This is a genomic window from Streptomyces sp. NPDC050997, assembly GCF_040660135.1.
In the GTDB taxonomy this organism is placed as follows: domain Bacteria; phylum Actinomycetota; class Actinomycetes; order Streptomycetales; family Streptomycetaceae; genus Streptomyces.
In genome coordinates, this window is the sequence record NZ_JBFAGK010000004.1 from 403,859 (window position 1) to 426,598 (window position 22,740).

A 22,740-nucleotide genomic window follows, 5' to 3' on the forward strand; every position below is an offset into this window, starting at 1 on the left:
CGCTCACACCCCCGCCATCGTGTCGTCGCCCAGGTGTGCCAGTCGCTCGGCCACCGCGTCCGGCGTCGGGTCGTCCATCCGCCCGGCCAGCCGGCCGTCGGCGAGGAACAGCACGGAGTCGGCGTAGGACGCGGCGACCGGATCGTGGGTCACCATCACCACGGTCCGGTCGTGCACCCGCACAGCGTCCTGAAGGAGCCTCAGCACACCCCGGGCGCTGCGTGTGTCCAGGGCGCCGGTCGGCTCGTCCGCGAAGATCACCCGGGGTTCGGTGACCAGGGCACGGGCGATCGCCACGCGCTGCCGCTGGCCGCCGGACAACTGGTCGGGCCGGTGGCCGAGACGGTCGCCCAGGCCGACGGCCGTCAGGATCTCCCGGGTCCGCCGACGGTCCACGCGCTGCCCGGCGAGCTTGAGGGGCAGCACCGTGTTCTGCGCGACGGTCAGTGTGTCCAGCAGGTTGTACTGCTGGAACACGAACCCGATCCGGCCGCGCCTGAACCTCGTCAGCTCGGCCTCGCCTGAGCCGGTCAGCTCGGTGCCGTCCACCCGCACGATCCCGCTGTCGGGGAGGTCCAGCCCGGCCGCGCACTGCAGCAGCGTGGACTTGCCGGAGCCCGACGGCCCCATCACCGCGGTGAAGGTGCCGCGACCGAGGCACAGGGTGACTCCGTCCAGCGCGGTCACGGCACTGTCGTCCGTGCCGTAGGTCTTGCTGACCTTGACCAGCCGCAGCGCCTCGGCGGCGGGCTCCGTGTCGTGCGTACGTCGCGAGCCTGTGCGAAACATCGTCAACCCTCTCCGTCCGGCACGCCGTGTGCCCTGCTGAAGAAGCTACGGAGACCAGGGGCGGGGCACATGGGGCGCAGAACCCGTATCGGGGGGTGTACTCAGTGACACCTCGCGACCCCGGCAGCCCGGGGTGTCGGCGTGCGCCGTGACCCGTCTGTGACCGGAGGTATGGCTTCCGTCATTGCCCCGACCGGTCCCGCCCTGGTCGACTCGGCGGATGCGCAGAAGCACGGTGGGTCGCACAGCCCTGGCGACCCTGGCCTCCGGGGCCCTCCTCACCCTCGCCGGATGCGGCGACACGCGCGTGGACGGCGGCACGACCGGGCCCGCCGCCACCCCGAGCGCGCCGGGCACCTCCGCTCCCGCGTCGTCACCGCGGCCGACGCGTCGCGTCAGCACCGAGTTGCGGCGGCTGGAGGACACGGCCTGCGGGACGACGACGCCCCAGCCGACGGCCGAGGAGTCCTCCTCGCCGCCCGCGACGGAGGCGATGGAGGACCGGCCCCCGAACTACGCCGACAACCACGCCTACCGGCGGACCCTGCCCATCGAGGGCCTGGCCGGCTGCCGGGGCGAGGCCCATGTCGCACGACTGACGGCGAACCTCGGAACGGCCCCCGTGGACAGGGCGCGGGTCGACACCGAACTGTCCCGCCTCGGCTACGGCGACGCGGTCGAGCGGATCCAGTCCGTGGACGACACCGTTCGGTTCGCCATCGGCCTGGACGGCGTGTGTGTCACGGGGACACTGACGCCGGCGCACCGGAACACGATCGAGGCGCACGGACCCTACCTGGAGGGCGGCTGCGTCGAACCCGTCCCCGGCCACTGAGACGCCCGGGACGGTCGCCGGATCAGGCCGTCACCAGCACCACCTCCAGGGTGCGCGGGCCGTGCACCCCCTCGACCCGGTCCAGCTCGATGTCGCTGGTCGCCGACGGACCGGAGATCCAGGTCAACGGGCGGGTCGGGTCGAGGCGTTCGAGGGCCTGGGGCACTGAGGAGACGACCTGATCGGGCACCCGTACGACACAGATGTGGTGGTCGGGGACGAGGGTGATCCGGCGGCGACCCTGGTCGGGCGAGCCGTCCAGGACGATGGTGCCGGTCTCGGCGATGGCGAGCGCGCAGCCGGTGACCACGCTCTCGACCGTGTCCAGTTCACGAGGCGTGCTCACGGCACGGTCGTGGACTCGGGTCGGATCCGCGGCCGACATCCATGCCGGGGGGAGCCCCGGGGGCACCAGCACGTACTGGGGCCCGCGTTCGGCGAGGAGCCGCCTGATGAGCAAGGGCAGCTCCGTCTCGTCCGTGCGGTGCACGATCGCCCGGTAGTCCGCCAGGTTCTCGGCCAGCAGATCCACCGTCCGCTCGACATCCAGCGCGCCGTGCTCGCGCAGGTAGTCCCGCGAGACCGCCTGTTCGTACGGCGCGTCGTCCTGCGGTACGTCCGTCAGCGCGCGCCGCACCCGGCCCAGGATCCGGTCCCTGCTGTTCACTTCGCGCTGTCCTTTCCGCCGTGCGTGCGCTGCCACCAGTCGCGGAACGGCTCCGCCGGCACCGGCGGCAGATCCCGGGTGCCGCTCCACGCGCTGCCGGGGCCGGGCAGGGTGCGGGGATGGAAGCGACGGGTGCGCGAAGCGAGCCGCTGGCCGGTGCGCAGCACCCCCGGGCGCGAGAACGCCCAGCGTGCCGCGCGCATCGCCGCCCGCTCGGCGGCGTGCCCCTTGGCCGGCTTGAGGACCACCTTGTTGCCCTCCCGTGTCACCTGGCCGCCCTCCACGACCCGCTCCCGCAGATGCACCAGCACCTCGGGAATGTCGATGGCCACCGGGCACACGTCGTAACAGGCCCCGCACAGCGACGAGGCGTACGGCAGGGAGGCGTCGATCGCGCTTCCCGTACCCCGCAGTTGAGGGCTCAGGATGGCGCCGATCGGGCCCGGGTAGACCGAGCCGTAGGCGTGCCCGCCGGCCCGCTCGTACACCGGGCAGACGTTCAGGCACGCCGAGCAGCGGATACAGCGCAGGGCCTGGCGGCCGACCTCGTCGGCGAGGGTGTCGGTGCGGCCGTTGTCGAGGAGGACCAGATGGAAGGTCCGCGGCCCGTCAGCGGCCTCGGAGTCCGTCGTTCCGGTCCACATGGACGTGTACGGGTTCATGCGCTCGGCCGTCGAGGAGCGGGGGAGGGTCTGCAGGAAGACCTCCAGGTCCCGCCAGGTCGGCACGATCTTCTCGATGCCGACGACGGAGATCAGCGTCTCGGGCAGGGTCAGGCACATCCGCCCGTTGCCCTCCGACTCCACGACCACCAGCGTGCCGGTCTCGGCGACCATGAAGTTGGCGCCGGAGACGCCGACCTTGGCGCGCAGGAACTTCTCCCGCAGGTGCAGCCGGGCCGCCTCGGCGAGTTCGGCGGGCGTGTCGGTGAGACCCTCGGGGGCCGGGCGCCCCCACTCGCTCATCTCGCGCGCGAAGATGTCCCGGATCTCACCCCGGTTGCGGTGGATCGCCGGCACGAGGATGTGCGAGGGCCGGTCCTTGCCCAACTGCACGATCAGCTCGGCGAGATCGGTCTCGTAGGCGCGGATGCCCGCGGCCTCCAAAGCCTCGTTGAGGCCGATCTCCTGCGTGGCCATCGACTTGACCTTGACGACCTCCGACTCGCCCGTCTCCTGGACGAGTTCGGTGACGATCCGGTTGGCCTCGTCGGCGTCGGCGGCCCAGTGGACCGTGCCGCCCGCGGCCGTCACCGCCTCCTCCAGCTGAACCAGATAGCGGTCCAGATGGCGCAGCGTGTGGTCCTTGATCTGCTTGCCCGCCTCCCGCAGCGCGGACCAGTCGGACACCTCGGCCACGGCCTTCTCGCGCTTGGCGCGGATGGTGTGCGTGGCGTGGCGCAGATTGCCGCGCAGGGTCTGGTTCCCGACCGCCTCGTGCGCGGCCTCGGGGAAGGCTGGGAGGGTGGACGGGTGAAACACAGGCATTCCTACGAACGTGCCGCTCATACCGCCGCCTCCTCCTGAGTGTTCGCCAGGATCTCCGCGATGTGCACCGGCCGCATGCCCGTCCTCAGCCGGGTCATCGTCCCGCCGAGGTGCATCAGACAGGAGTTGTCGGCCGCGCACAGCACCTCGGCGCCCGTCGACTCGGCGTTGCGCACCTTGTCCGTGCCCATCGCCGCCGAGACATCCGGGTTCTTCAACGCGAACGTACCGCCGAAGCCGCAGCACTCGTCGGCGCCCGGCAACTCGACCAGGTCCAGCCCCTTCACCGCCTGGAGCAGCCGCTGGGGCCGGTCGCCCAGCCCCAGCCCGCGCAGACCGTGACAGGTCGGGTGGTACGTCACCGTGTGCGGGTAGTACGCCCCGACGTCCGTCACCCCCAGCACGTCCACCAGGAACTCCGTGAGCTCGTACGTCTTCGGCACCACCGGCGCCAGGGTGGCCGCGAGGGTGCCCCCGCGCCCCTCGGCCCGGGCCCGTTCACCCATCCGTGGATACAGCTCCCGCACCATCGCCCCGCATGACCCGGACGGTGTCACGATCGCCTCGTAGTCCCGGAAGACATCGGAGAAATGCCGGGCCAGCGGCTCCGCCTCATGCCGGTATCCGGTGTTGTAGTGCGCCTGCCCGCAACAGGTCTGGGCCATCGGGAAGTCGACCTCGACGCCCAACCTGGTCAGCAGTTTCACCACGGCACGCCCGGTGTCCGGATACAGCGTGTCGTTGACGCAGGTCAGGAACAGGGCGACACGCATCGCGGCTCCTTGTGGTCGGTCATCGGATGGGTGAAGCCTAGTCCGGGCCGGGAGCCGGGGGGAGTCCCGGTCACCCCAGGGCGAGCCGGGCCTGCGCCTCGCGCCACCGGGCCGGGTCGCCCCGCGGCTCGTAGCGGGTCAGCGGCTGGGTACGGACAAGCAGCTCGCGCATCTCCGCCAGGTCGCCCACGAGTCCGTGGGCCCGGGCCTGCACCAGCACGTTCCCGAGGGCCGCCGCCTCGGTCGGACCCGCGATCACCGGCAGCCCGCAGGCGTCGGCGGTCAGCTGGCACAGCAGCGCGTTACGGGTGCCGCCGCCCACGATGTGCACGACGTCGACCGGCCGGCCGGCCAGCCGCTGCGCGTCCTCGACGGCCCTGCGGTGGGCCAGGGCGAGGGAGTCGAGGATGCAGCGTGTGATCTCGGCGGGCGACTCGGGCACCGGCTGGCCCGAGGCGCGGCACGCCTCGGCGATCCGCTCCGGCATCCGGCCCGGCGCCAGGAAGGCGGCGTCCCCCGCGTCCACCACCGACCGCAGCGCCGGCACCTTGGCCGCGTCGAGGAGCAGCGCTCCCAGATCGGTCTCCCCCCAGGCCCGTACGCACTCCTGGAGCAGCCACAGGCCCATGATGTTGCGCAGATACCGGACCGTGCCGTCCAGCCCCAACTCGTTGGTGAAGTTGGCCAGTCGGCTCTCCTCCGTCAGCACCGGCGCGGCCAGCTCCAGGCCGGCCAGGGACCAGGTGCCGGTGCAGATGTACGCGAACCGCTCGCCGCCCGCCGGGACCGCCGCGACCGCGGACGCGGTGTCGTGCGAGCCGACCGCCGTGACCGGCACCGGACCCTTCAGCCCGACCTCCTCCAGCACCTCCGGCCGCAGCACGCCCGCCGGATCACCGGGCTGCCGCAGCGGCGCGAACAGGCCGAGGTCGATGCCGAGACGGGAGGCGATGTCGTACGACCACCCGCGCGTGCGCGGGTCGATCAGCTGGGTGGTCGACGCGTTGGTCAGTTCGGTGCCCTGCTCGCCCGTGAGCCAGTAGGTCAGCAGGTCGGGGATGAGCAACAGCCGCCTGGCGTGGGCCAGTTGGTCGGCGGAGCGGGCCGCGACCAACTGGTAGAGGGTGTTGATGGGGGCGTACTGCAGGCCGGTGGCCGCGTACAGCTCGGGCGCGGGCACGGTCGCCCACACCTTTTCCGCGACCCCCTCGGTCCGGGAGTCCCGGTAGTGCACGGGGTTGCCGAGCAGCGCCCCGTCGGCGTCGAGCAGACCGTGATCCACTCCCCAGCTGTCGATGCCGACGGAGTCGACCTGCCCGGCCGCGCGCAGCCCGTCCAGGACACCGCCGTACAGCCCGAGCACGTCCCAGCGCAGCCCCTCCGGCACCCGGAGGGGCCGGTTGGAGAAGCGGTGCGCCTCGGTCAGCTCCAGGCTGTCGGGGCCGACGCGGCCGACCATGACACGTCCGCTGGACGCGCCGAGGTCGACCGCGGCGTACGACTTGACGGTCGCGCTCATCGCAGGAAGGCGGCCGCGACGCCGGCGTCGACCGGGACGTGCAGCCCGGTGGTGTGCGTCAGCTCCCCGCCGGTCAGCGCGAAGACCGCGTTGGCGACGTGGTCGGGCAGCACCTCGCGCTTGAGGATGGTCCGCTGGGCGTAGAACTCGCCCAGCTTCTCCTCCGGCACGCCGTACACGGCCGCCCGCTTGGCTCCCCAGCCGCCCGCGAAGATGCCCGAGCCGCGCACCACACCGTCCGGGTTGACCCCGTTGACACGGATGCCGTGCTCGCCCAACTCGGCGGCCAGCAGCCGCACCTGGTGGGCCTGGTCGGCCTTGGTCGCCGAGTAGGCGATGTTGTTGGGTCCGGCGAACACGGCGTTCTTCGAGGCGATGTAGACGATGTCACCGCCGAGTTCCTGCGCGATCATCACCCGGGCCGCCTCGCGCGAGACCAGGAAGGAACCGCGCGCCATGATGTCGTGCTGGAGGTCCCAGTCCTTCGCCGAGGTCTCCAGGAGCGGCTTGGAGATGGAGATGCCGGCGTTGTTCACCACGAGGTCGACGCCGCCGAAGGCCAGCACCGCCGCCTTGAACGCGTCGGCGATCTGCTCCTCGGAGGTGACGTCCACGGTCACGGCGACGGCCTTGTCGGCCCCGCCGAGCTCCTCGGCGACCTGAGCGGCGTTCCCGGCGTCGAGGTCCGCGATCACCACACACGCGCCCTCGGCGACCAGCCGCCGCGCGATCGCCTTCCCGATCCCGCTGCCCGCACCTGTGACGAGCGCGACGCGCGTCGCGAGAGGCTTGGGCTTCGGCATCCGCTGGAGCTTGGCCTCCTCGAGGGACCAGTACTCGATACGGAACTTCTCCGACTCCTCGATCGGCGCGTACGTCGAGACCGCCTCCGCCCCGCGCATCACGTTGATCGCGTTGACGTAGAACTCGCCGGCCACCCGGGCGGTCTGCTTGTCCTTGCCGAAGGAGAACATGCCGACGCCCGGGACCAGCACGATCGCCGGGTCGGCGCCGCGCATCGCGGGGGAGTCGGGCTCGGCGTGCCGCTGGTAGTAGGCCGCGTACTCCTCGCGGTACTCGGTGTGCAGCTCCTTCAGCCGGGCGATCGCCTCGTCGAGCGGAGCCGTCGGCGGCAGGTCCAGGACCAGCGGACGGACCTTGGTCCGCAGGAAGTGGTCGGGGCAGGAGGTACCGAGCGCGGCGAGCCGCGGATGCTCGGCGGCGGCCAGGAAGTCGAGTACGACGTCGGAGTCCGTGAAGTGCCCGACCTGCGGCCTGTCCTGGCAGGCCACGGCACGGACGTACGGCGCCAGGGCCGCGGCCCGCTCCCGCCGCTCGCCCTCCGCGAGCGCCTCGTACCCGTCGATCACCGGACCGAACGGCTCGGGCCTGCCCCGCTCGGCCAGGAACGCCTCCGCGGTCCGGATGATGTGCACCGAGTTGCGCTCGCACTCCTCGGACGTGTCACCCCACGCCGTGATCCCGTGCCCGCCGAGGACGCAGCCGATCGCCCGCGGGTTGGCCTCCTTCACCGCCGCGATGTCCAGCCCGAGCTGGAAGCCGGGCCGGCGCCACGGCACCCACACCACCGTGTCGCCGAAAGACTCCGTCGTCAGCTTCTCCCCGTCGGCCGCGCATGCCAGCGCGATCCCGGAGTCCGGGTGCAGATGGTCGACGTGCGCGGCCTCGACGAGGCCGTGCATGGCCGTGTCGATGGAGGGAGCGGCCCCGCCCTTGCCGTGCAGGCAGTAGTCGAACGCGGCGACCATCTCGTCCTCGCGCTCCACCCCCGGGTAGACGTCGACGAGCGCCCGCATCCGGTCCAGCCGCAGCACGGCAAGACCGCCCTCGGTGAGGGTGCCGAGATCCCCACCGGACCCCTTCACCCACATCAGCTCCACGTCCCCGCCGGTCACGGGGTCGGTGTCGGTGCCCTTCGCGGACGTGTTGCCGCCCGCGTAGTTGGTATTGCGGGGATCGGCGCCGAGCCGGTGGGACCGGGCGAGGAGAGCGGCGGCTTCGGAGTGCGGTGCCATGAACTTCCAGTCCTTACGTCAAAGGAGGGTGAGTACGTTTCCCCAGGGGCGCGGGGCTGTGTCGATATGCGGCTCCGCCGTGTGGGCGCGACCAGCCACATGCGGCCCGCAGCCTGCAACCGGTATTACCCGGCAGACGCGATGCAGCCGTTCACGCCCCCCAACCCGCCTGCTGCCCACCGACCCGCTCTTCAGCGATCTTCGCGGCCCACCCGGACCGCCGATACGCGGCCATCGGGTCGGGGTCGAGCCCCATGTCCTCGCGAAGCGAACGAAGCAGCGGCCGTACGTCCGTGTTGTACGCGTCCATGATCACGGCGTTGGCCTCCAGCACATCTCCGGACCGCTGGGCCTCGGCCAGTGCCGCCCCGTCCACGAGGAGCGCCTTCGCGGTGGCCTCCTGGACGTTCATCACGGACCGGATGATCGCGGGGATCTTCGCCTCGATGTTGTGGCACTGGTCCAGCATGAACGCGACCTCGGACGAGAGCCCGCCGCCGCGGACGACCTCGTACATGATCCGGAACAGCTGGAAGGGGTCGGCGGCTCCGACCATGAGGTCGTCGTCCGCGTAGAACCGCGAGTTGAAGTCGAAGCCGCCCAGCTTCTCCTCGCGCAGCAGCGTGGCGACGATGAACTCGATGTTGGTGCCCGGGGCGTGGTGCCCGGTGTCGACCACGACCTGTGCCTTCTCGCCGAGCTTGAGGCAGTGCGCGTACGCCGTGCCCCAGTCCGGCACGTCCGTCGCGTAGAAGGCGGGCTCGAAGAACTTGTACTCCAGCAGCATCCGCTGGTCGCCACCGAGCCGTTCGTACACCTCGGCCAGACCCTCGGCGAGCCGGTCCTGGCGTCCCCGGAGGTCGTCCTGACCGGGATAGTTCGTCCCGTCGGCGAACCACAGCTTCAGGTCCCGCGAACCGGTGGCGTCCATGATGTCGACGCACTCCAGCAGGTGATCCAGCGCCTTGCGCCGCACTGCTGCGTCCGGGTGACAGATGCTGCCGAGCTTGTAGTCGTCGTCCTGGAAGGTGTTGGAGTTGATCGCGCCGAGCCGCACGCCCCGGTCCTCGGCGTGCTTCGCCAGCGCGGCGTAGTCGTCGACCTTGTCCCAGGGAATGTGCAGGGCGACCGTGGGCGCCGCCCCGGTGAACTCGTGCACCTTCGCCGCGTCGTCCAGCTTCTCCTGCGGTGTCCGCGGAACGCCTTGCTGGGCGAACACCTTGAAGCGTGTGCCCGAGTTCCCGTACGCCCATGACGGCGTTTCGACTGCCTGGGTCCTGAGAGCGGACTTCACCGCGGCGAGCTCGGTCATCGGGGCTCCTCTGTATGAATCGATTCAGAGCGTGAAGCTATGAGGCTCCCGTAGGGGTGTCAAGAGGTAAGGCACAGCTCTTCCGTCGTGTCCTGACGGTGACCTTTGACTATCGAAACTTTTTCGAGACGGACCCATTGACGTGACATGCGGGACGCGCCTAACGTCCCGGCAACCAAGTTGAAACCTTTCACGACGCTGTGACGGATTCCGCCGGCGCCGTCGAGGAGCCCCTCATGACCCACCTGTCCGAAGCGGGTCCGGCCCCGGTGTTGTCGCTCAAGGACGTCTCGAAGTCCTTCGGAGCGGTGCGCGCCCTGCGGGACGTGTCCCTGGAGCTGTTCCCCGGTGAGGTCCACGCCCTCGCCGGCGAGAACGGCGCGGGCAAGTCGACCCTCATCAAGACCCTCGCAGGGGTGCACCGACCGGACGCAGGTCAGGTGCTCCTCGACGGCGAGCCCGTCCACTTCCACGGCCCCGGCGACGCCCGCGATGCGGGAATCGCCGTGATCTACCAGGAGCCCACGCTCTTCCCGGACCTGTCGATCGCCGAGAACATCTTCATGGGCCGCCAGCCGCGGCGCGCGCTCGGCAGGATCGACCACAAGGCCACGCACGCGGCGACCCTGGCCCTGATGCGGCGCCTAGGCGTGGAACTCGACCCCGACCGTCCCGCCCGCGGCCTGTCGATCGCCGACCAGCAGATCGTCGAGATCGCCAAGGCCCTTTCCTTCGACGCCCGCGTCCTGATCATGGACGAGCCGACCGCCGCCCTCACCGGCACCGAGGTGGCCCGGCTGTTCGGCGTCGTGCGCACCCTGCGCGAGCAGGGGTCGGCCGTGCTGTTCATCTCGCACCGGCTGGAGGAGATCTTCCAGATCTGCCGGCGCGTCACCACCCTGCGCGACGGCGCCTGGATCTCCAGCGAGCCGATCGACGGCATGACCGAGGACGACCTCGTACGCCGCATGGTCGGCCGCGACCTCGAAGAGCTCTACCCCAAGCAGGACGTCGACGCCGGCGAAGTCGCCCTGAGCGTACGGCGGCTGACCCGCGAGGGCGTCTTCACCGATGTCTCCTTCGACGTCCGGCGCGGCGAGATCGTCGGTCTCGCCGGGCTCGTCGGCGCCGGGCGCACGGAGGTCGCCCGGGCCGTCTTCGGCGTCGACCGCTGGGACGCCGGGGAGGTCGAGATCGACGGCCGGAAGCTGACGAACGGCGCGCCCTCCACGGCCATGGCCGCGGGCCTCGCCCTCGTGCCCGAGGACCGCCGCGCCCAGGGCCTGGTGATGGACATGTCCATCGAGCGCAACATCGGCCTGACCGGACTGCGTACGACGGTCAAGGCAGGTCTGATGGACCGCGGCGCCGAGCGCGACCGCTCCCTCGACTGGGCCGTCAAGCTCCGGGTCAAGTACGCGCGGATCGCCGACACCGTCAACACGCTCTCCGGCGGCAACCAGCAGAAGGTCGTCCTCGCCAAGTGGCTCGCCACCGGCCCGAAGGTGCTGATCGTCGACGAGCCGACCCGCGGCATCGACGTCGGTACGAAGGCCGAGGTGCACCGGCTGCTCAGCCGGCTGGCAGCCGACGGCGTGGCCGTCCTGATGATCTCCTCCGACCTGCCCGAGATCCTCGGCATGGCCGACCGCGTCCTCGTGATGCACGAGGGCCGGCTCACCGCCGAGATCCCACGCTCCGACGCCACCGAGGAATCCGTGATGGCCGCAGCCACCGGGAGGGCAGCCGCGTGACGGTGACCGCCCCCAATCCCGCCCCCACCGCCGAGGTGCCCAAGTCCAGTGGCACCCGGCTGGTGGACCGCGTCTTCAAGATGCGGGAACTCGCCATCCTGGTCGTCTTCCTGGCGATGATCGTCATCACCCAGCTGGGCAACAGCCAGTTCCTCTCCGAGCAGGGCATCAAGGACCTCCTGCTGAACGCGACCATCCTGGTGCTGGTCGCCACCGGCCAGTCGCTGGTCGTGATCACCCGGAACGTCGACCTGTCGGTCGGTTCGACGCTCGGCATCAGCGCCTTCGCGGCCGGTACATATCTCCAGGGCGGCGGCAGCTCCGTCGTGGCGATCGCCCTCGCGGTCCTGCTCGGCATCGGCTTCGGGCTCCTGAACGGCCTGCTCGTGAGCTTCGGCCAGGTGCCCGCACTCGTCGTGACCCTCGGCACGATGTACATCATCCGCGGCATCGACTCCATCTGGGTCGGCTCCGAGCAGATCACCGCGGCGGGCCTTCCGGACGGGTTCATCGACTTCGGCTCCGGCGGCCTCTCCGCGGTGCCGTACCTGGCGCTCATCGCGCTCGCGGTCCTCGTCGCCACGGCGTACTACCTCAAGCACTTCGGCAGCGGCCGTGAGCTGTACGCGCTCGGCTCCAACCCGGAGGCCGCCCGTCTCGCCGGCATCCCCGTACGCAAGCGGATCCTGGCGGCCTACACCTTCTGTGGCGCCCTCGCCGGGCTTGCCGGCGCGATGTACCTGGCCCGGTTCGGCAACGTCGACTCCGGCACCGGCAACGGCTACGAAATGACCGTGGTCAGCGCGGTCGTGGTCGGTGGCGTGGTCTTCACCGGTGGCTCGGGCAGCGTGTACGGGGCCGCGCTCGGCGCCTTGCTGCTGACCTCCATCAACAGCATGCTGCCCGCCCTCGGTGTCAGCTCCGTCTGGGTGCTCGCCATCAACGGCGTTCTGCTCATCCTCGCCATCGCGGTCGACCGGATCGTGGCCCTGCGCGTGGCGACCGCACTGAAGAAGAGGAACGCCCGCCATGGCTGACTCCGCTCTCGCGCGCGCCGTCCGCTGGCCCGCCCTGAAAAGGTGGGATGCGGCCGTCGGGGCCCTCCTCATCGTGGTCCTGCTGCTGTCCTTCACCACGGTGGACGGCTTCGGCAACGCCCTCAACCTGTCGTTCCTGATCGGCAACACGCTCCCGATCGCGCTGATCGCCCTGCCCATGACCCTGCTTGTGGCGTCCGGCGAGATCGACCTGTCCGTCGCCTCGACGGCGGGCCTGTCCGGCGCGGTGATGGGTGCCCTCTGGAACGAGGGCATGACGATCGAGACGATCATCCCGATCTGTCTGCTCCTCGGTGTGGTGTGCGGGCTGATCAACGGCCTGTTGGTGACCCGGCTCGGACTGCCGTCCCTCGCCGTCACCATCGGCACCCTCGCCGCCTACCGGGGCATCGCGCAGATCGTGCTCGGCTCGGACGCCGTGACCGACTTCCCCACGCAGTACCTGGACTTCGCGGCAGGACGCATCGGGGACACGTTCGTCCCGCAGGCCTTCCTCCCCTTCCTGGTGCTGCTCGCGATCGCCGTGGTCGCCCTGCACGCCACGCCGTTCGGCCGGTCGGTGTTCGCGATCGGAGCCAGCGAGGAGGCCGCGCGGTTCGCCGGCATCCGCGTCAAGCGGCAGAAGCTGATCCTGTTCACGCTGACCGGCCTGATGGCCTCCCTCACCGGCGTCTTCTGGGCTCTGCACTACGCCAGCGCCCGCTACGACAACGCCACCGGCCTCGAACTCTCCGTCATCGCCGCGGTGTTGCTCGGCGGCATCGACTTCGACGGCGGCAAGGGCACGCTCGGCGGCGCGATCGCGGGAGTCTTCCTGCTCGGCGCTCTGCAGAACGTGATGAGCCTCCAGGATGTCTCCGCCCAGTCGCAGATCGTCGTCACCGGCGTTCTGCTCGTCCTCTCCGTGCTCGGCCCTCGGGTGGCACGGCAGATCTCCATCGCGCGGGCGGCACGCTCCGCTGGATAGGCCGTTGAAAGCTGCGGGCCGGTTGTGGCTGGTCGCGCCCCGCGGCGGAGCCGCATATCAACACTGCTCCGCGCCCCTTTGGGGCGCACCGTACTCACCTCCGTAAAGGACCCGCCATGCGCAAGTCATCGATCCGCCGTGCCTGTGCGGCCCTCGCCGCCGTCACCTCCTTCGCCCTGGCCGCCACCGCCTGCGGTGGTACCTCCAAGGACGACGTCAAGGAGGAGAGCGGCTCGAACGCCGCCGCCGGCAAGGCCGACCCGAACGCGGCCACCAAGAAGGGCCTGACCGTCGGCTTCCTGCCCAAGGCGGTGAACAACCCGTACTTCACCTCCGCCGACAAGGGTGGCGAGAAGGCCCTGACGGAGCTGGGTTCCAAGTACAAGGAGGTCGGCACCAGCAATGCCACGGACACCTCGGGCCAGGTGAGCTACGTCAACACGCTCACCCAGCAGCAGGTCGACGCGATGGCCGTGTCCGCGCAGGACCCGGGCGCCCTGTGCACCGCGCTCAAGCAGGCCATGAAGAACGACATCAAGGTCGTCACGTACGACTCCGACACCAAGCCCGACTGCCGCAACGCCTTCGTCTCGCAGGCCGGCGCCGAGGACCTGGGCCGCACCGAGGTGCAGCTGCTCGCCGAACAGATCGGCTACAAGGGCGAGATCGCGATCCTGTCCGCCGCGCAGACCGCGACCAACCAGAACACCTGGATCGAGTTCATGAAGGACGAGCTCAAGGATCCGAAGTACAAGAACGTCAAGCTGGTCAAGGTCGCGTACGGCAACGACGACGCCCAGCAGTCCTTCCAGCAGACCCAGGGCCTGCTCCAGGAGCACCCGAACCTGAAGGGGATCATCTCCCCGACCACCGTCGGCATCAAGGCCGCCGCCCAGTACCTGTCCGGCTCCAAGTACAAGGGCAAGGTCAAGCTGACCGGCCTCGGCACCCCCAACGACATGCGCAAGTACGTCAAGAACGGCACGGTCGACGCGTTCGAGCTGTGGGACCCGGCGAAGCTCGGCGAGCTCGCCGCGCGTACCGCGGTGGCGCTGTCCTCCGGGCAGATCACCGGCAAGGAGGGCGAGACCTTCAAGGCCGGTGACATGGGCTCGTACACCATCGGCAAGGACGGCGTGATCAGCCTCGGCAAGCCGACCGTCTTCGACGCGAAGAACATCGACCAGTTCAACTTCTGATCCCCGGAGGGTTGTTGATGCAGCGCGTGTGCTTCCTGCTGAAGGTCAGGGCGGACCGCCTCGACGAGTACCGCGAGCGGCACGCCGCCGTGTGGCCCGAGATGCTCGAAGCCCTCTCGGCCACCGGCTGGCACAACTACTCGCTCTTCCTGCGCGAGGACGGCCTGCTCGTCGGTTACCTGGAGACCGAGGACTTCGCAGCCGCCCAGGCCGGTATGGAAGCCGCAGACGTCAACGCTCGTTGGCAGGCGGAGATGGCGCCGTTCTTCGAATCGCTGGACGGCGCCCGGCCCGACGAGGCCATGAAACCGCTCACCGAAGTGTTCCACCTCGTATGACAACGGAGTCCCCGAGATGAACAGACGCACCCTCCTGAGCGCCGCCCTCGCCGGTGCGGTGGTGAGCCCCGCCCTCGCTGCCGGCACCGCCCGCGCCGCCGACCCCGGCCCCTCGGTCACCCGCACCGGAACCACCACGCTCGACAGCCAGGCCGTCTTCTTCGTGTCGTACGACGGACTGGTCAACAACAACTCGTTCCAGAAGAACGGGCTGTTGACCTACAAGGGCTACCAGTACGCCGCCTGGTACACCGCCGACCGCAACGCCGTCGTCGCCCGCCGTGTCCTCGGCGGCACCTGGGCCACACTCCAGGTCGGCCACACGCTCAAGGCCAGCGACTCCCACAACGTCATCTCCATGGGCGTCTCCAAGGTCGACGGCCGCCTCCACCTCAACATGGACTCGCACAGCGACGGCTTCACCTACGTCAAGTCGGTGGCCGGGCTGATGGACAACCCGTCCGGGCTCAGCTGGTCGGCGGCCCGCTTCGGCGCACCTCAGTCGACCCTCGACGGACTCGCGCTGACCACGCAGTTCACGTACCCCCAGTTCGTCTCGACCCCCGAGGGCAAGCTCCAGCTCAGCTACCGGGTCGCGATCTCCGGCAACGGCCGCAACGCGCTCGCGGAGTACGACGGTTCGCGCTGGACGGCGCTCGGCGCGTGGTCCGGCTCCACCGGCACCTACACCAGCGAGCATGGCTCCAGCACGGCCCGCAACATGTACCTGCACGGCATCGACTACGACGTCAACGGCCGACTGCACTCCTTCTTCACCTGGCGTGAGCAGAACGGCGCCGTGATGTGCAACGGCGGCGGCATCACCAACCACGACACCGGCTACGTCTACTCCGACGACCGCGGCCGGACCTGGCGCAACAACGCGGGCACCGTCGTCGGCACGACCGGCGGCTCCGACACGGTCTCGGTCACCGACACGGGCCTCGTCGTCGACGCGCTCAACCCGGACCACTCCCTGATGAACCAGGAGAGCCAGACCACCGACTCGGCCGGCCGACCGCACGCGATCATCAGCTACGTCCCCGGCCGCTTCGGCCAGTGCACCACCAACTACGTCACCGACCGCACATCCAACGGCCGCGCCTTCCACCTCCGCAGGAACGCCTCCGGCAGCTGGCAGAAGACCGAGATCCCGGTCCCGCTGAACTCCAGCCAGCGTACGAAACTGGTCTTGGACAAGTACGACAACGCGTACGCGATCTTCCCCTTCGGCCGGATCGCCGGAGCGTCCGCGGCCTCCGGATACACCGACTGGAAGATCCTCTTCGACGGCAGCGGCCTCAACGCCTTCGGCGAGGTCGTGATCGACGAGTTGCGGGTCAGGGCCGACAACGTCCTGTCGTTCATGTACCAGGAGAAGTCGAGCGGCACGACCCCCTCGGCGCTGCACGTCGTCGACTTCGCACTCCCCGCGTGACCGGGCCGGATACGCGGTGTGATGACGGTAATGTGAGGGCCTCCCGGCCACCCCTCACCCTCGTGGAGGTCTCTGCCTGATGGCCCAGTCGGTCGGTATCAAGGACGTCGCCCGTGCCGCCGGAGTCTCCGTCGGCACGGTGTCGAACGTCATCAACCGCCCGGACACGGTCGCGACCGAGACCCGGGCCCGGGTGCTCTCCGCGATAGACCGGCTCGGTTACGTCCGCAGTGAGTCCGCGCGCCAGCTGCGCGCGGGCCGCAGCCGGATCATGGGGCTGCTCGTCCTCGATATGGGCAACCCCTTCTTCGTCGATGTCGCGCGCGGTGCCGAGCGGGCCGCGCGCGAGGCCGGACTCGGCGTGATGGTCTGCAACAGTGCCCAGAACCCCGGTGAGGAGGCGGAGTACCTCTCACTGTTCGCCGAGCAGCGGGTGCGGGGTGTGCTGCTGACGCCCGCGGACGCGACCGGCCGCAACATCGAGTCGTTCCGGCGCCACGGCATCCCCTTCGTCCTCGTCGACCGGGTCGCCGAGGGCACCACCGAGTGCTCGGTCTCCGTCGACGACGTGGCGGGCGGCGCGCTCGCCGTGCGCCACCTGGTGGACGCGGGACACCGTTCCCTCGCGTACGTCAGCGGCCCGCCCGGACTCAACCAGGTCCGGGACCGCCGTATCGGCACCCTGAACGCGCTTGCCGAGGCGGGCCTGGGACCGGAGTGTCTGCGTGAGCTGCCCACCGAACGGCTGGACGTGGCCGCCGGACGCGACGCCGGCGCCCGTCTGCTCGGCCTCGCCGACCGTCCGACCGCCGTGTTCTGCGCCAACGACCTGCTCGCCCTCGGTGTCCTGCAGGCCATGTACGCGGCCGGCGTCGGCGTCCCCGACGACCTCGCGATCGTCGGCTACGACGACATCGAGTTCGCGGCCGCCGCGGCCGTCCCGCTCACCTCGGTCCGCCAGCCCGCCGTCACCATGGGCGCCCTGGCCGCCGAGCTCCTCCTGGAGGAGACGGAGGCGGAGAGCGCGCCGCGGGTCCACGAGCACCGGCGGGTCGTCCTCCAGCCCGAGCTGGTGGTCCGACGCTCCAGCCTCTCGGCGCGCTGAACCGGCCTGGGGTCTCTCGGCGCGCTGAACCGGTCCGGGTCTCTCGGCGCGCTGAAACGCTCACGCCTGCCGAGGCCGTCGGCTCGCATTAGGACCTGTCCGGCCGATCAAGTCGCAGGAAATCGGCGGTGCCTGCTAAGCGCCGGTGAGCGGGGTGTGGTGCGTGCAGCTGCAAGGCGGAGGAGGGAGTCGACGCGGAGCGTCGGCGACCGACGACAACGCGGCAGATGTGCGTGCCACACCCCGCGTCTGCGGCATGATCGGCCGGACAGGTCCTAATCTGCGGCCATGACCGAGCCGAAGACCACTCAGCTCCAGCCCATGCCCGACGACTGGCAGCGTGCCCTCGCGGTCGTGGCGCACCCGGACGACCTCGAGTACGGCTGCTCGGCGGCGATCGCCGCCTGGACCGACGCCGGCCGCGAGGTCGCCTACGTCCTCGCCAGCCGCGGCGAGGCCGGCATCGACACGCTGGAGCCCGCCGAGTGCGGCCCGCTGCGCGAGCGCGAGCAGCGGGCGAGCGCGGCCAGGGTGGGCGTGTCGGTGGTGGAGTTCCTCGACCACCGGGACGGGACCATCGAGTACGGCACCGCGCTGCGCCGGGACATCGCCGCCGCGATCCGCCGGCACCGGCCCGAGCTGGTGATCACCCTCAACCACCGGGACACCTGGGGTGGGGTCGCCTGGAACACCCCGGACCACGTGGCGGTGGGGCGTGCCACGCTGGACGCGGCGGGCGACGCGGGCAACCGCTGGATCTTCCCGGAGCTCGGCGAGCAGGGCCTGCGGCCCTGGGACGGCGTCCGCTGGGTCGCCGTCGCGGGCTCCAGCACGCCCACCCATGCCGTGGACGCGGGGCCGGGCCTGGAGCGGTCCGTGCACTCGCTGCTGGAACACCGCACCTACATCCAGGCGCTGACCGACGAGGATCCGGAGACATACGTCCGCGGCTTCCTGACGGGCAACGCCGCCGCGACCGGGAAGCGCTTCGGCGGGAAGCCGGCTGTCGCGTTCGAGGTCTTCGGCCGATAGTGCGGGGCGGGGGGACGCCGAAGTGCGCCAGGGCGCAGCGGTATCAGGAGCGGTCGCCGGGCGCGAAAACGGCGTTCACGGCGCGGTGCGGGCGTGATTGGATCATCAGGCCTTCGCACGGCACCGGGCTGGACACGGGGGGACGGTATGGGAGACGGCGTGAACGAGACGGAACTGCTGGCGGACCGCTTCGAGGAACACCGTGGGCGACTGCAGGCGGTGGCCTACCGCATGCTCGGCTCGCTGTCCGAGGCGGAGGACGCCGTCCAGGAGACCTGGCTGAAGCTGGGCCGCGTCGACGCGGGGGAGATCCGCAACCTCGGCGGCTGGTTGACCACCGTGGTCGGCCGGGTCTGCCTCGACCTGCTGCGCTCGCGCACCGCACGCCGCGAGGACCCGCTGGACGACACCTTCGTCCCGGACCCCGTGATCCGGCCGCTGGCCCAGGGCGACCCGGAGCAGGAGGTCCTCCAGGCCGACTCGGTGGGCCTCGCGCTCATGATCGTCCTGGAGACGCTGGAGCCCGCCGAGCGGCTCGCGTTCGTCCTGCACGACATGTTCGCCGTGCCCTTCGACGACATCGCCCCGATCCTGGACCGCGGTTCGGCCGCGACCCGCCAACTCGCCAGCCGGGCCCGGCGCCGCGTCCAGGGGGCCACTCCCTCGGCCGACCTGGACCTCGGTCGGCAGCGTGAGGTCGTCGACGCGTTCATGGCGGCCTCGGTGGCGGGCGACTTCGACGCCCTGCTCGCGGTGCTGCACCCGGACATCGTGCTGCGGGTCGACTCCGGCGCCCTGGTCGGCGGCGCGGCCGCGTCGAAGCTGGTGCGCGGGGCGCGGACGGTGGCCGAACAGGCCATGCTGTTCCGGCAGTTCGCCCCGTTCGCCCGGTTGGCACTCGTCAACGGAGGGGTCGGCATGGTCAACGCCCCCGACGGGCGGCTGCAGTCGGTCATGGGAGTCACCGTCGCCGACGGCCGGATCGTCGAGATGTACATCCTGGCCGACCCGGAGCGCCTCGCGGACCTCGACCTGCCCGACACACTCGGTCTCGGGTGACCCAGGCGCCCACGACCGGCATGCCCGGGATACGTCGCGGGCCCACCGCCCGTCCGTCCGGCAGGAGTTCACCGGTTTCGTCGAAGACGATGGTGCCGTCGCAGAGCAGGTTCCTTCTCTGCACTTCACCCGGATGGGTGGGCCCGAGGGCGGAGGGCGATGAGAAATGGGGTCGCAGTGAGTGATCCGGTTCTGCAGACTCTGGGCTGTGGATCGTTTGATGGAGATTGCGGATCGGTTGGCCGACGTCGGCGGAGTGGTTGGCGTGTGCCTGGGCGGCAGCCGAGCGAGGGGAACACACCGTCCTGACTCTGATTTCGATCTGGGTCTGTACTACCGGTCGCGGCTGGACACTGACGCCTTGCGCCGCCTCGCGTCCGAGCTCACTGGCGATGAGGTCGAAGTAACGGAACCGGGCGGCTGGGGGCCGTGGGTGGACGGTGGGGCATGGCTGACCGTTGACGGCTGCCGTGTCGACTGGATCTACCGCGATCTGGACCGCGTTCACCGGATCTGGGAAGAGTGCCAGGCGGGGAACTTCGAAGTAGGCATTCAGGCCGGTCACCCGCTTGGGGTGTACTCCCACGCCTATGTCGGCGAGGTGGCCGTTGGACGCGTTCTCGCTGATCCCCGCGGCGAACTGCGGGCCCTGCAACAGAAGACTCGCCGCTATCCGGAGCCGTTGCGCGAGGCGCTGATCGCCAACGCGCAGTGGGAGGCCGCCTTCACCCTGGCCAACGCCCGCAAGGGAGCGGCTCGCGGAGACGCCTTTTATGTCGCCGGCTGCCTCTTCCGCGCGGTGGGACTTCTCGTGCAGGGCCTTCATGCTCACGCGGGTTGCTGGGTGCTGAACGAAAAGGGAGCTGTTCAGGCTGCTGGAAAACTCCCGGCTGCTCCCGAGGACTTCGCGGTGCGCGCTCACGGGTTGTTCGCCATGCCCGGCACGACTCCAGACGTTCTGTCCGCCGTGCTCGATCACGCTGACGCGCTGGCTGCCGAGGTATGCAGGCGGCTCATTTCCTGAAGGAAGCCATGGAGACGTAGTCGACCAGCCTGTCATGGTCGAGCACGACCGGCTGGTGTGGTGCCCGCGAGATTTGTGCCCTTTGGAGGGCCGGGTTTCGTTGCGGATCACTGCGTCTCCTCGGGGCGGGGGCGGGGAATGCCGAGGTCGGTGACGGGCCGCTTGACGAGGCGCGCGGCCTCGGCTTGCTTGGCGCGGAGGAACGTCAGGGTCGAGTCGATGCCTTCGACCTCGCCGAGCCAGTGCTCCTCCTGGGCCCGTTTGCGGCGCAGGAGGAGGTCCTTCTCGATCTCCGCGAGACGGGGAAGCATCTTGGGGTTGACCTGGAGCATCGGGCAGCGGATGCAGGCGTGTTCGTGGTTGCAGGGGGTGCCGTATGGGCGGGCGCAGTTGCCGAGTTCGACCTTGCGTTTGTCGAAGTGCTCCTCGAAGTCGGCCCACTCATCGGGGGTGACCTCGGGGTATTCGATCTCCGGTCGGAGCGAGCGGCGGTGGTTGAGGAACCGCTGGTAGTTGGCGACGATGTCTTCGGCGAAGACAGCGACGTAGCCCTGGAGGGTCTGGAGGTTGAGGTGGCCCAGGAGGGCGGCGCCGATGTGGATGGGCAGGCCGCCGTTAACGATCTCGGTGGCGAAGAGCCTTCGGAAGTCGTGTGGCGTGAAGGTCATGTCGGCGAAGGGGCGGTGGAACTCGGCGAGTTCCTCGCAGCTGCGGGCGAACATGTGGATGAAGGTGGTCGGTGAGATCACTGATCGCTGCGTGCCGTGCTGCCGCTGCATGAGGAACGGCATGGGCTCTGACCAGGTCTTTTCGTGCGGGTCGTAGCGGTTGAGCAGGCGGACCGGCCGACCATCGGGAGTTAGACGGCGGATGATCTGGGCGATGGTGTGGAACAGGTCCGCGGACATCGGGATGACACGCTCGCGCTCGCTTTTGGACGGGGCGATGACGAGCAGGGCGATGACCTCGCCGTTCGGGCGCCGATACTGGCGGATGCTCAGGTGGGTGAGCTCGCAGAGCTCCTCGACGCGGATGCCGCTGTGCCGCAGGATCTCCAGGCCGGCCCATTCCCAGAACGCGGTGTCCTCGGTGAGCGTGACGTTGAGGACCTGCCCGTCCTCGTCGGTGACACGGACCGGTGGTTCGTCCTGGCTCTTGGCCCAGGTGCGGTCTCGTTCGGTGTCCGTGCGCTGGTAGGTGTGCCCGTCGTACTGGAAGTGCTCCCCGAGCTCGATGGCGCGGGCCTTCTTGAGCAGGCCCGTCAGGTGCTCGTAGCGGCCTTCGACGTGCGCGACAAGGGTAGGCAGCAGCGGCTGGCGGACCCGGATGCGGTCGGACATCCGCTGGTGGATCTCCCGCTTGCGCTTCGCGAACCCCTTGAGCTCCTTCGGCCGGACCGGACAGGGAACGACCCATTGCGCCCACTGCTCGGGCTCGTCGATGGCCCAGCTGTGCAGATCGAGGTAGAGCGCGCGGACGGCCAGGAGGATGCCGGAATCATCCGCGCGGGTGCGGCGCTCGTCCCGGTCCCACCGCTTGATGGCCTCGCGCCACTGGTCGTAGACCTCCGGGCTCAGCGCCAGGTCCTGCTGCCCCGGGTTGATCTTCTCGATCTTGGCCCAGAACGTGCTCGCGAGCTGGCGAGCCAGGGCCGTGATGGTGGTGTAGTCGGTCGAGGCCCGGCGGCGGGTGAGGTAGTCGATCAGCAGCTGCCGCACGCCCTGGTGCTGGATGGGGTAGCGGTCGACGAGTTCTTCGATGGTGAGCTGTCCGCGGTAGACATAGGCCCGCAGGGTCGGCGGGGTGCCGGGCGGGAAGTGGCCCATCTGGTGCAGCACCTGCCAGGCGCCCACGCCGGCGAAGCGGGTCTTGCCGTCCGTGCAGCCGTGCGTGAGCCCCAGGCGCTTGGACTCCAGCGCGTAGTGCAGGAATGCGGACGGGGTGAGGTCGTCCAGGGCGATGCCCTGCGTGGTCAGCGCGGCCGTCACGTCGAACTTCGCCCGCTGCCGGTGCACGTGGCTGAATCCGCAGGAGTCCGCCGCCACGAAGAACTTCTCCAGGCAGGGATCGTGTTGCAGCTTCCGGAACAGAGCGGGGTATTCGGCGAACCTGTTCGCGCGGAGACCTGAGATCGAGGGGCGGATGACCCGCAGGCAGCAGGCAAGCTTGAGGCCGGCGATCAGGTCGGCGCTGTCGATGCGGTCTCCGTCCCGAGCCAGGACACGGACGGAGTCGGCGCCTTCACCATCGAAGCCGCTGGCCTGCCATCGCTCCTGCCACGTGGCCCCGGGCATCTCCTCCAGGACCGCGAAGAACCGCCGGACGGCATGGCGCCGCCGCCCGGGGTT

The 22,740-nt window shown here is 70.1% G+C and carries 19 protein-coding genes and 1 pseudogene; 11 read left to right on the forward strand and 9 right to left on the reverse strand.

From position 1 onward, the window contains the following. Positions 1 to 3: 3 nt before the first annotated feature. Positions 4 to 789 (reverse strand): ABC transporter ATP-binding protein, encoded by a 786-nt coding sequence (locus tag AB0H86_RS11795; RefSeq protein ID WP_362436058.1) that lies wholly within the window; start codon positions 787 to 789, stop codon positions 4 to 6. Between the two features lie 220 nt (positions 790 to 1,009). Between AB0H86_RS11795 and AB0H86_RS11800 the strand changes: the two genes are divergently transcribed. Continuing rightward, a complete protein-coding gene (locus tag AB0H86_RS11800) occupies positions 1,010 to 1,624 on the forward strand; it encodes a hypothetical protein (protein ID WP_362436060.1) in 615 nt (204 codons plus the stop codon). A 22-nt stretch (positions 1,625 to 1,646) separates the two neighbouring features. Here the strand turns inward: AB0H86_RS11800 and AB0H86_RS11805 are convergent, their stop codons facing one another. From AB0H86_RS11805 to rhaI, 6 genes are all read right to left on the reverse strand, one after another. Continuing rightward, on the reverse strand, positions 1,647 to 2,291 hold the full coding sequence (locus AB0H86_RS11805; RefSeq protein ID WP_362436062.1) for a lactate utilization protein C: 645 nt from the start codon (positions 2,289 to 2,291) through the stop codon (positions 1,647 to 1,649). Next, positions 2,288 to 3,799, reverse strand: a complete 1,512-nt coding sequence (locus AB0H86_RS11810; protein WP_362436064.1) for a LutB/LldF family L-lactate oxidation iron-sulfur protein — start codon at positions 3,797 to 3,799, stop codon at positions 2,288 to 2,290. Before AB0H86_RS11810 ends, AB0H86_RS11805 begins: the two co-directional genes overlap by 4 nt. Further along, positions 3,796 to 4,551, reverse strand: coding sequence for a (Fe-S)-binding protein (locus AB0H86_RS11815; protein ID WP_362436066.1), 756 nt, complete (start codon positions 4,549 to 4,551; stop codon positions 3,796 to 3,798). The genes AB0H86_RS11810 and AB0H86_RS11815 overlap by 4 nt, the downstream gene beginning before the upstream one ends. A gap of 70 nt (positions 4,552 to 4,621) precedes the next feature. After that, positions 4,622 to 6,070: a rhamnulokinase family protein gene (locus AB0H86_RS11820; protein ID WP_362436068.1), complete on the reverse strand. Its 1,449-nt coding sequence runs from the start codon at positions 6,068 to 6,070 to the stop codon at positions 4,622 to 4,624. Beyond that, complete coding sequence (locus tag AB0H86_RS11825) at positions 6,067 to 8,106, reverse strand: bifunctional aldolase/short-chain dehydrogenase (protein ID WP_362436070.1); 2,040 nt, start codon at positions 8,104 to 8,106, stop codon at positions 6,067 to 6,069. The genes AB0H86_RS11820 and AB0H86_RS11825 overlap by 4 nt, the downstream gene beginning before the upstream one ends. A gap of 151 nt (positions 8,107 to 8,257) precedes the next feature. Then, positions 8,258 to 9,418 carry an L-rhamnose isomerase gene (gene rhaI / locus AB0H86_RS11830; RefSeq protein WP_362436072.1) on the reverse strand — a complete coding sequence of 387 codons (1,161 nt, stop codon included), beginning with the start codon at positions 9,416 to 9,418 and terminating at the stop codon, positions 8,258 to 8,260. A 236-nt stretch (positions 9,419 to 9,654) separates the two neighbouring features. On the opposite strand from rhaI, the gene AB0H86_RS11835 reads away from it, so the two are divergent. From AB0H86_RS11835 to sigJ, 9 genes are all read left to right on the forward strand, one after another. Next, the gene (locus AB0H86_RS11835; protein WP_362436074.1) at positions 9,655 to 11,172 is read left to right on the forward strand and encodes a sugar ABC transporter ATP-binding protein; all 1,518 of its coding nucleotides are present in this window, start codon (positions 9,655 to 9,657) and stop codon (positions 11,170 to 11,172) included. Next, positions 11,169 to 12,209, forward strand: coding sequence for an ABC transporter permease (locus tag AB0H86_RS11840; protein WP_362436076.1), 1,041 nt, complete (start codon positions 11,169 to 11,171; stop codon positions 12,207 to 12,209). The genes AB0H86_RS11835 and AB0H86_RS11840 overlap by 4 nt, the downstream gene beginning before the upstream one ends. Beyond that, positions 12,202 to 13,197: an ABC transporter permease gene (locus AB0H86_RS11845; RefSeq protein WP_362436078.1), complete on the forward strand. Its 996-nt coding sequence runs from the start codon at positions 12,202 to 12,204 to the stop codon at positions 13,195 to 13,197. Before AB0H86_RS11840 ends, AB0H86_RS11845 begins: the two co-directional genes overlap by 8 nt. A 116-nt stretch (positions 13,198 to 13,313) precedes the next feature. Beyond that, positions 13,314 to 14,396 carry a rhamnose ABC transporter substrate-binding protein gene (gene rhaS / locus AB0H86_RS11850; RefSeq protein ID WP_362436080.1) on the forward strand — a complete coding sequence of 361 codons (1,083 nt, stop codon included), beginning with the start codon at positions 13,314 to 13,316 and terminating at the stop codon, positions 14,394 to 14,396. Between the two features lie 17 nt (positions 14,397 to 14,413). Beyond that, the gene (locus tag AB0H86_RS11855; protein WP_362436082.1) at positions 14,414 to 14,734 is read left to right on the forward strand and encodes an L-rhamnose mutarotase; all 321 of its coding nucleotides are present in this window, start codon (positions 14,414 to 14,416) and stop codon (positions 14,732 to 14,734) included. A 16-nt stretch (positions 14,735 to 14,750) separates the two neighbouring features. After that, the gene (locus AB0H86_RS11860; protein WP_362436084.1) at positions 14,751 to 16,172 is read left to right on the forward strand and encodes a BNR repeat-containing protein; all 1,422 of its coding nucleotides are present in this window, start codon (positions 14,751 to 14,753) and stop codon (positions 16,170 to 16,172) included. Between the two features lie 79 nt (positions 16,173 to 16,251). After that, a complete protein-coding gene (locus AB0H86_RS11865; protein ID WP_362436086.1) occupies positions 16,252 to 17,277 on the forward strand; it encodes a LacI family DNA-binding transcriptional regulator in 1,026 nt (341 codons plus the stop codon). Positions 17,278 to 17,565: 288 nt separating this feature from the next. Continuing rightward, positions 17,566 to 18,309 carry a PIG-L deacetylase family protein gene (locus tag AB0H86_RS11870; protein WP_362436088.1) on the forward strand — a complete coding sequence of 248 codons (744 nt, stop codon included), beginning with the start codon at positions 17,566 to 17,568 and terminating at the stop codon, positions 18,307 to 18,309. 159 nt (positions 18,310 to 18,468) lie between these two features. Then, complete coding sequence (sigJ, locus tag AB0H86_RS11875; protein ID WP_362436090.1) at positions 18,469 to 19,368, forward strand: RNA polymerase sigma factor SigJ; 900 nt, start codon at positions 18,469 to 18,471, stop codon at positions 19,366 to 19,368. A 25-nt stretch (positions 19,369 to 19,393) separates the two neighbouring features. Here sigJ and AB0H86_RS11880 read toward each other — a convergent pair. Beyond that, positions 19,394 to 19,480 (reverse strand): annotated as a pseudogene (locus AB0H86_RS11880) (DUF5999 family protein); the annotation flags it as partial. A gap of 96 nt (positions 19,481 to 19,576) precedes the next feature. Here AB0H86_RS11880 and AB0H86_RS11885 point away from each other — a divergent pair. Further along, positions 19,577 to 20,392 carry a nucleotidyltransferase domain-containing protein gene (locus tag AB0H86_RS11885; protein WP_362436092.1) on the forward strand — a complete coding sequence of 272 codons (816 nt, stop codon included), beginning with the start codon at positions 19,577 to 19,579 and terminating at the stop codon, positions 20,390 to 20,392. Between the two features lie 107 nt (positions 20,393 to 20,499). On the opposite strand, the gene AB0H86_RS11890 is transcribed toward AB0H86_RS11885, so the two are convergent. After that, a complete protein-coding gene (locus AB0H86_RS11890) occupies positions 20,500 to 22,686 on the reverse strand; it encodes a tyrosine-type recombinase/integrase (RefSeq protein WP_362436094.1) in 2,187 nt (728 codons plus the stop codon). Between the last annotated feature and the right edge of the window lie 54 nt (positions 22,687 to 22,740).

Coding starts and splice junctions, on each gene's coding strand:
- AB0H86_RS11815 (WP_362436066.1), bottom strand. CDS start 4,551: ATGCGTGTCGCCCTGTTCCTGACCTGCGTCAACGACACGCTGTATCCG.
- AB0H86_RS11795 (WP_362436058.1), bottom strand. CDS start 789: ATGTTTCGCACAGGCTCGCGACGTACGCACGACACGGAGCCCGCCGCC.
- AB0H86_RS11860 (WP_362436084.1), top strand. CDS start 14,751: ATGAACAGACGCACCCTCCTGAGCGCCGCCCTCGCCGGTGCGGTGGTG.
- AB0H86_RS11800 (WP_362436060.1), top strand. CDS start 1,010: ATGCGCAGAAGCACGGTGGGTCGCACAGCCCTGGCGACCCTGGCCTCC.
- AB0H86_RS11855 (WP_362436082.1), top strand. CDS start 14,414: ATGCAGCGCGTGTGCTTCCTGCTGAAGGTCAGGGCGGACCGCCTCGAC.
- AB0H86_RS11825 (WP_362436070.1), bottom strand. CDS start 8,106: ATGGCACCGCACTCCGAAGCCGCCGCTCTCCTCGCCCGGTCCCACCGG.
- AB0H86_RS11890 (WP_362436094.1), bottom strand. CDS start 22,686: ATGCCCGGGGCCACGTGGCAGGAGCGATGGCAGGCCAGCGGCTTCGAT.
- AB0H86_RS11820 (WP_362436068.1), bottom strand. CDS start 6,070: ATGAGCGCGACCGTCAAGTCGTACGCCGCGGTCGACCTCGGCGCGTCC.
- AB0H86_RS11845 (WP_362436078.1), top strand. CDS start 12,202: ATGGCTGACTCCGCTCTCGCGCGCGCCGTCCGCTGGCCCGCCCTGAAA.
- AB0H86_RS11835 (WP_362436074.1), top strand. CDS start 9,655: ATGACCCACCTGTCCGAAGCGGGTCCGGCCCCGGTGTTGTCGCTCAAG.
- AB0H86_RS11865 (WP_362436086.1), top strand. CDS start 16,252: ATGGCCCAGTCGGTCGGTATCAAGGACGTCGCCCGTGCCGCCGGAGTC.
- AB0H86_RS11870 (WP_362436088.1), top strand. CDS start 17,566: ATGACCGAGCCGAAGACCACTCAGCTCCAGCCCATGCCCGACGACTGG.
- rhaS (WP_362436080.1), top strand. CDS start 13,314: ATGCGCAAGTCATCGATCCGCCGTGCCTGTGCGGCCCTCGCCGCCGTC.
- AB0H86_RS11810 (WP_362436064.1), bottom strand. CDS start 3,799: ATGAGCGGCACGTTCGTAGGAATGCCTGTGTTTCACCCGTCCACCCTC.
- rhaI (WP_362436072.1), bottom strand. CDS start 9,418: ATGACCGAGCTCGCCGCGGTGAAGTCCGCTCTCAGGACCCAGGCAGTC.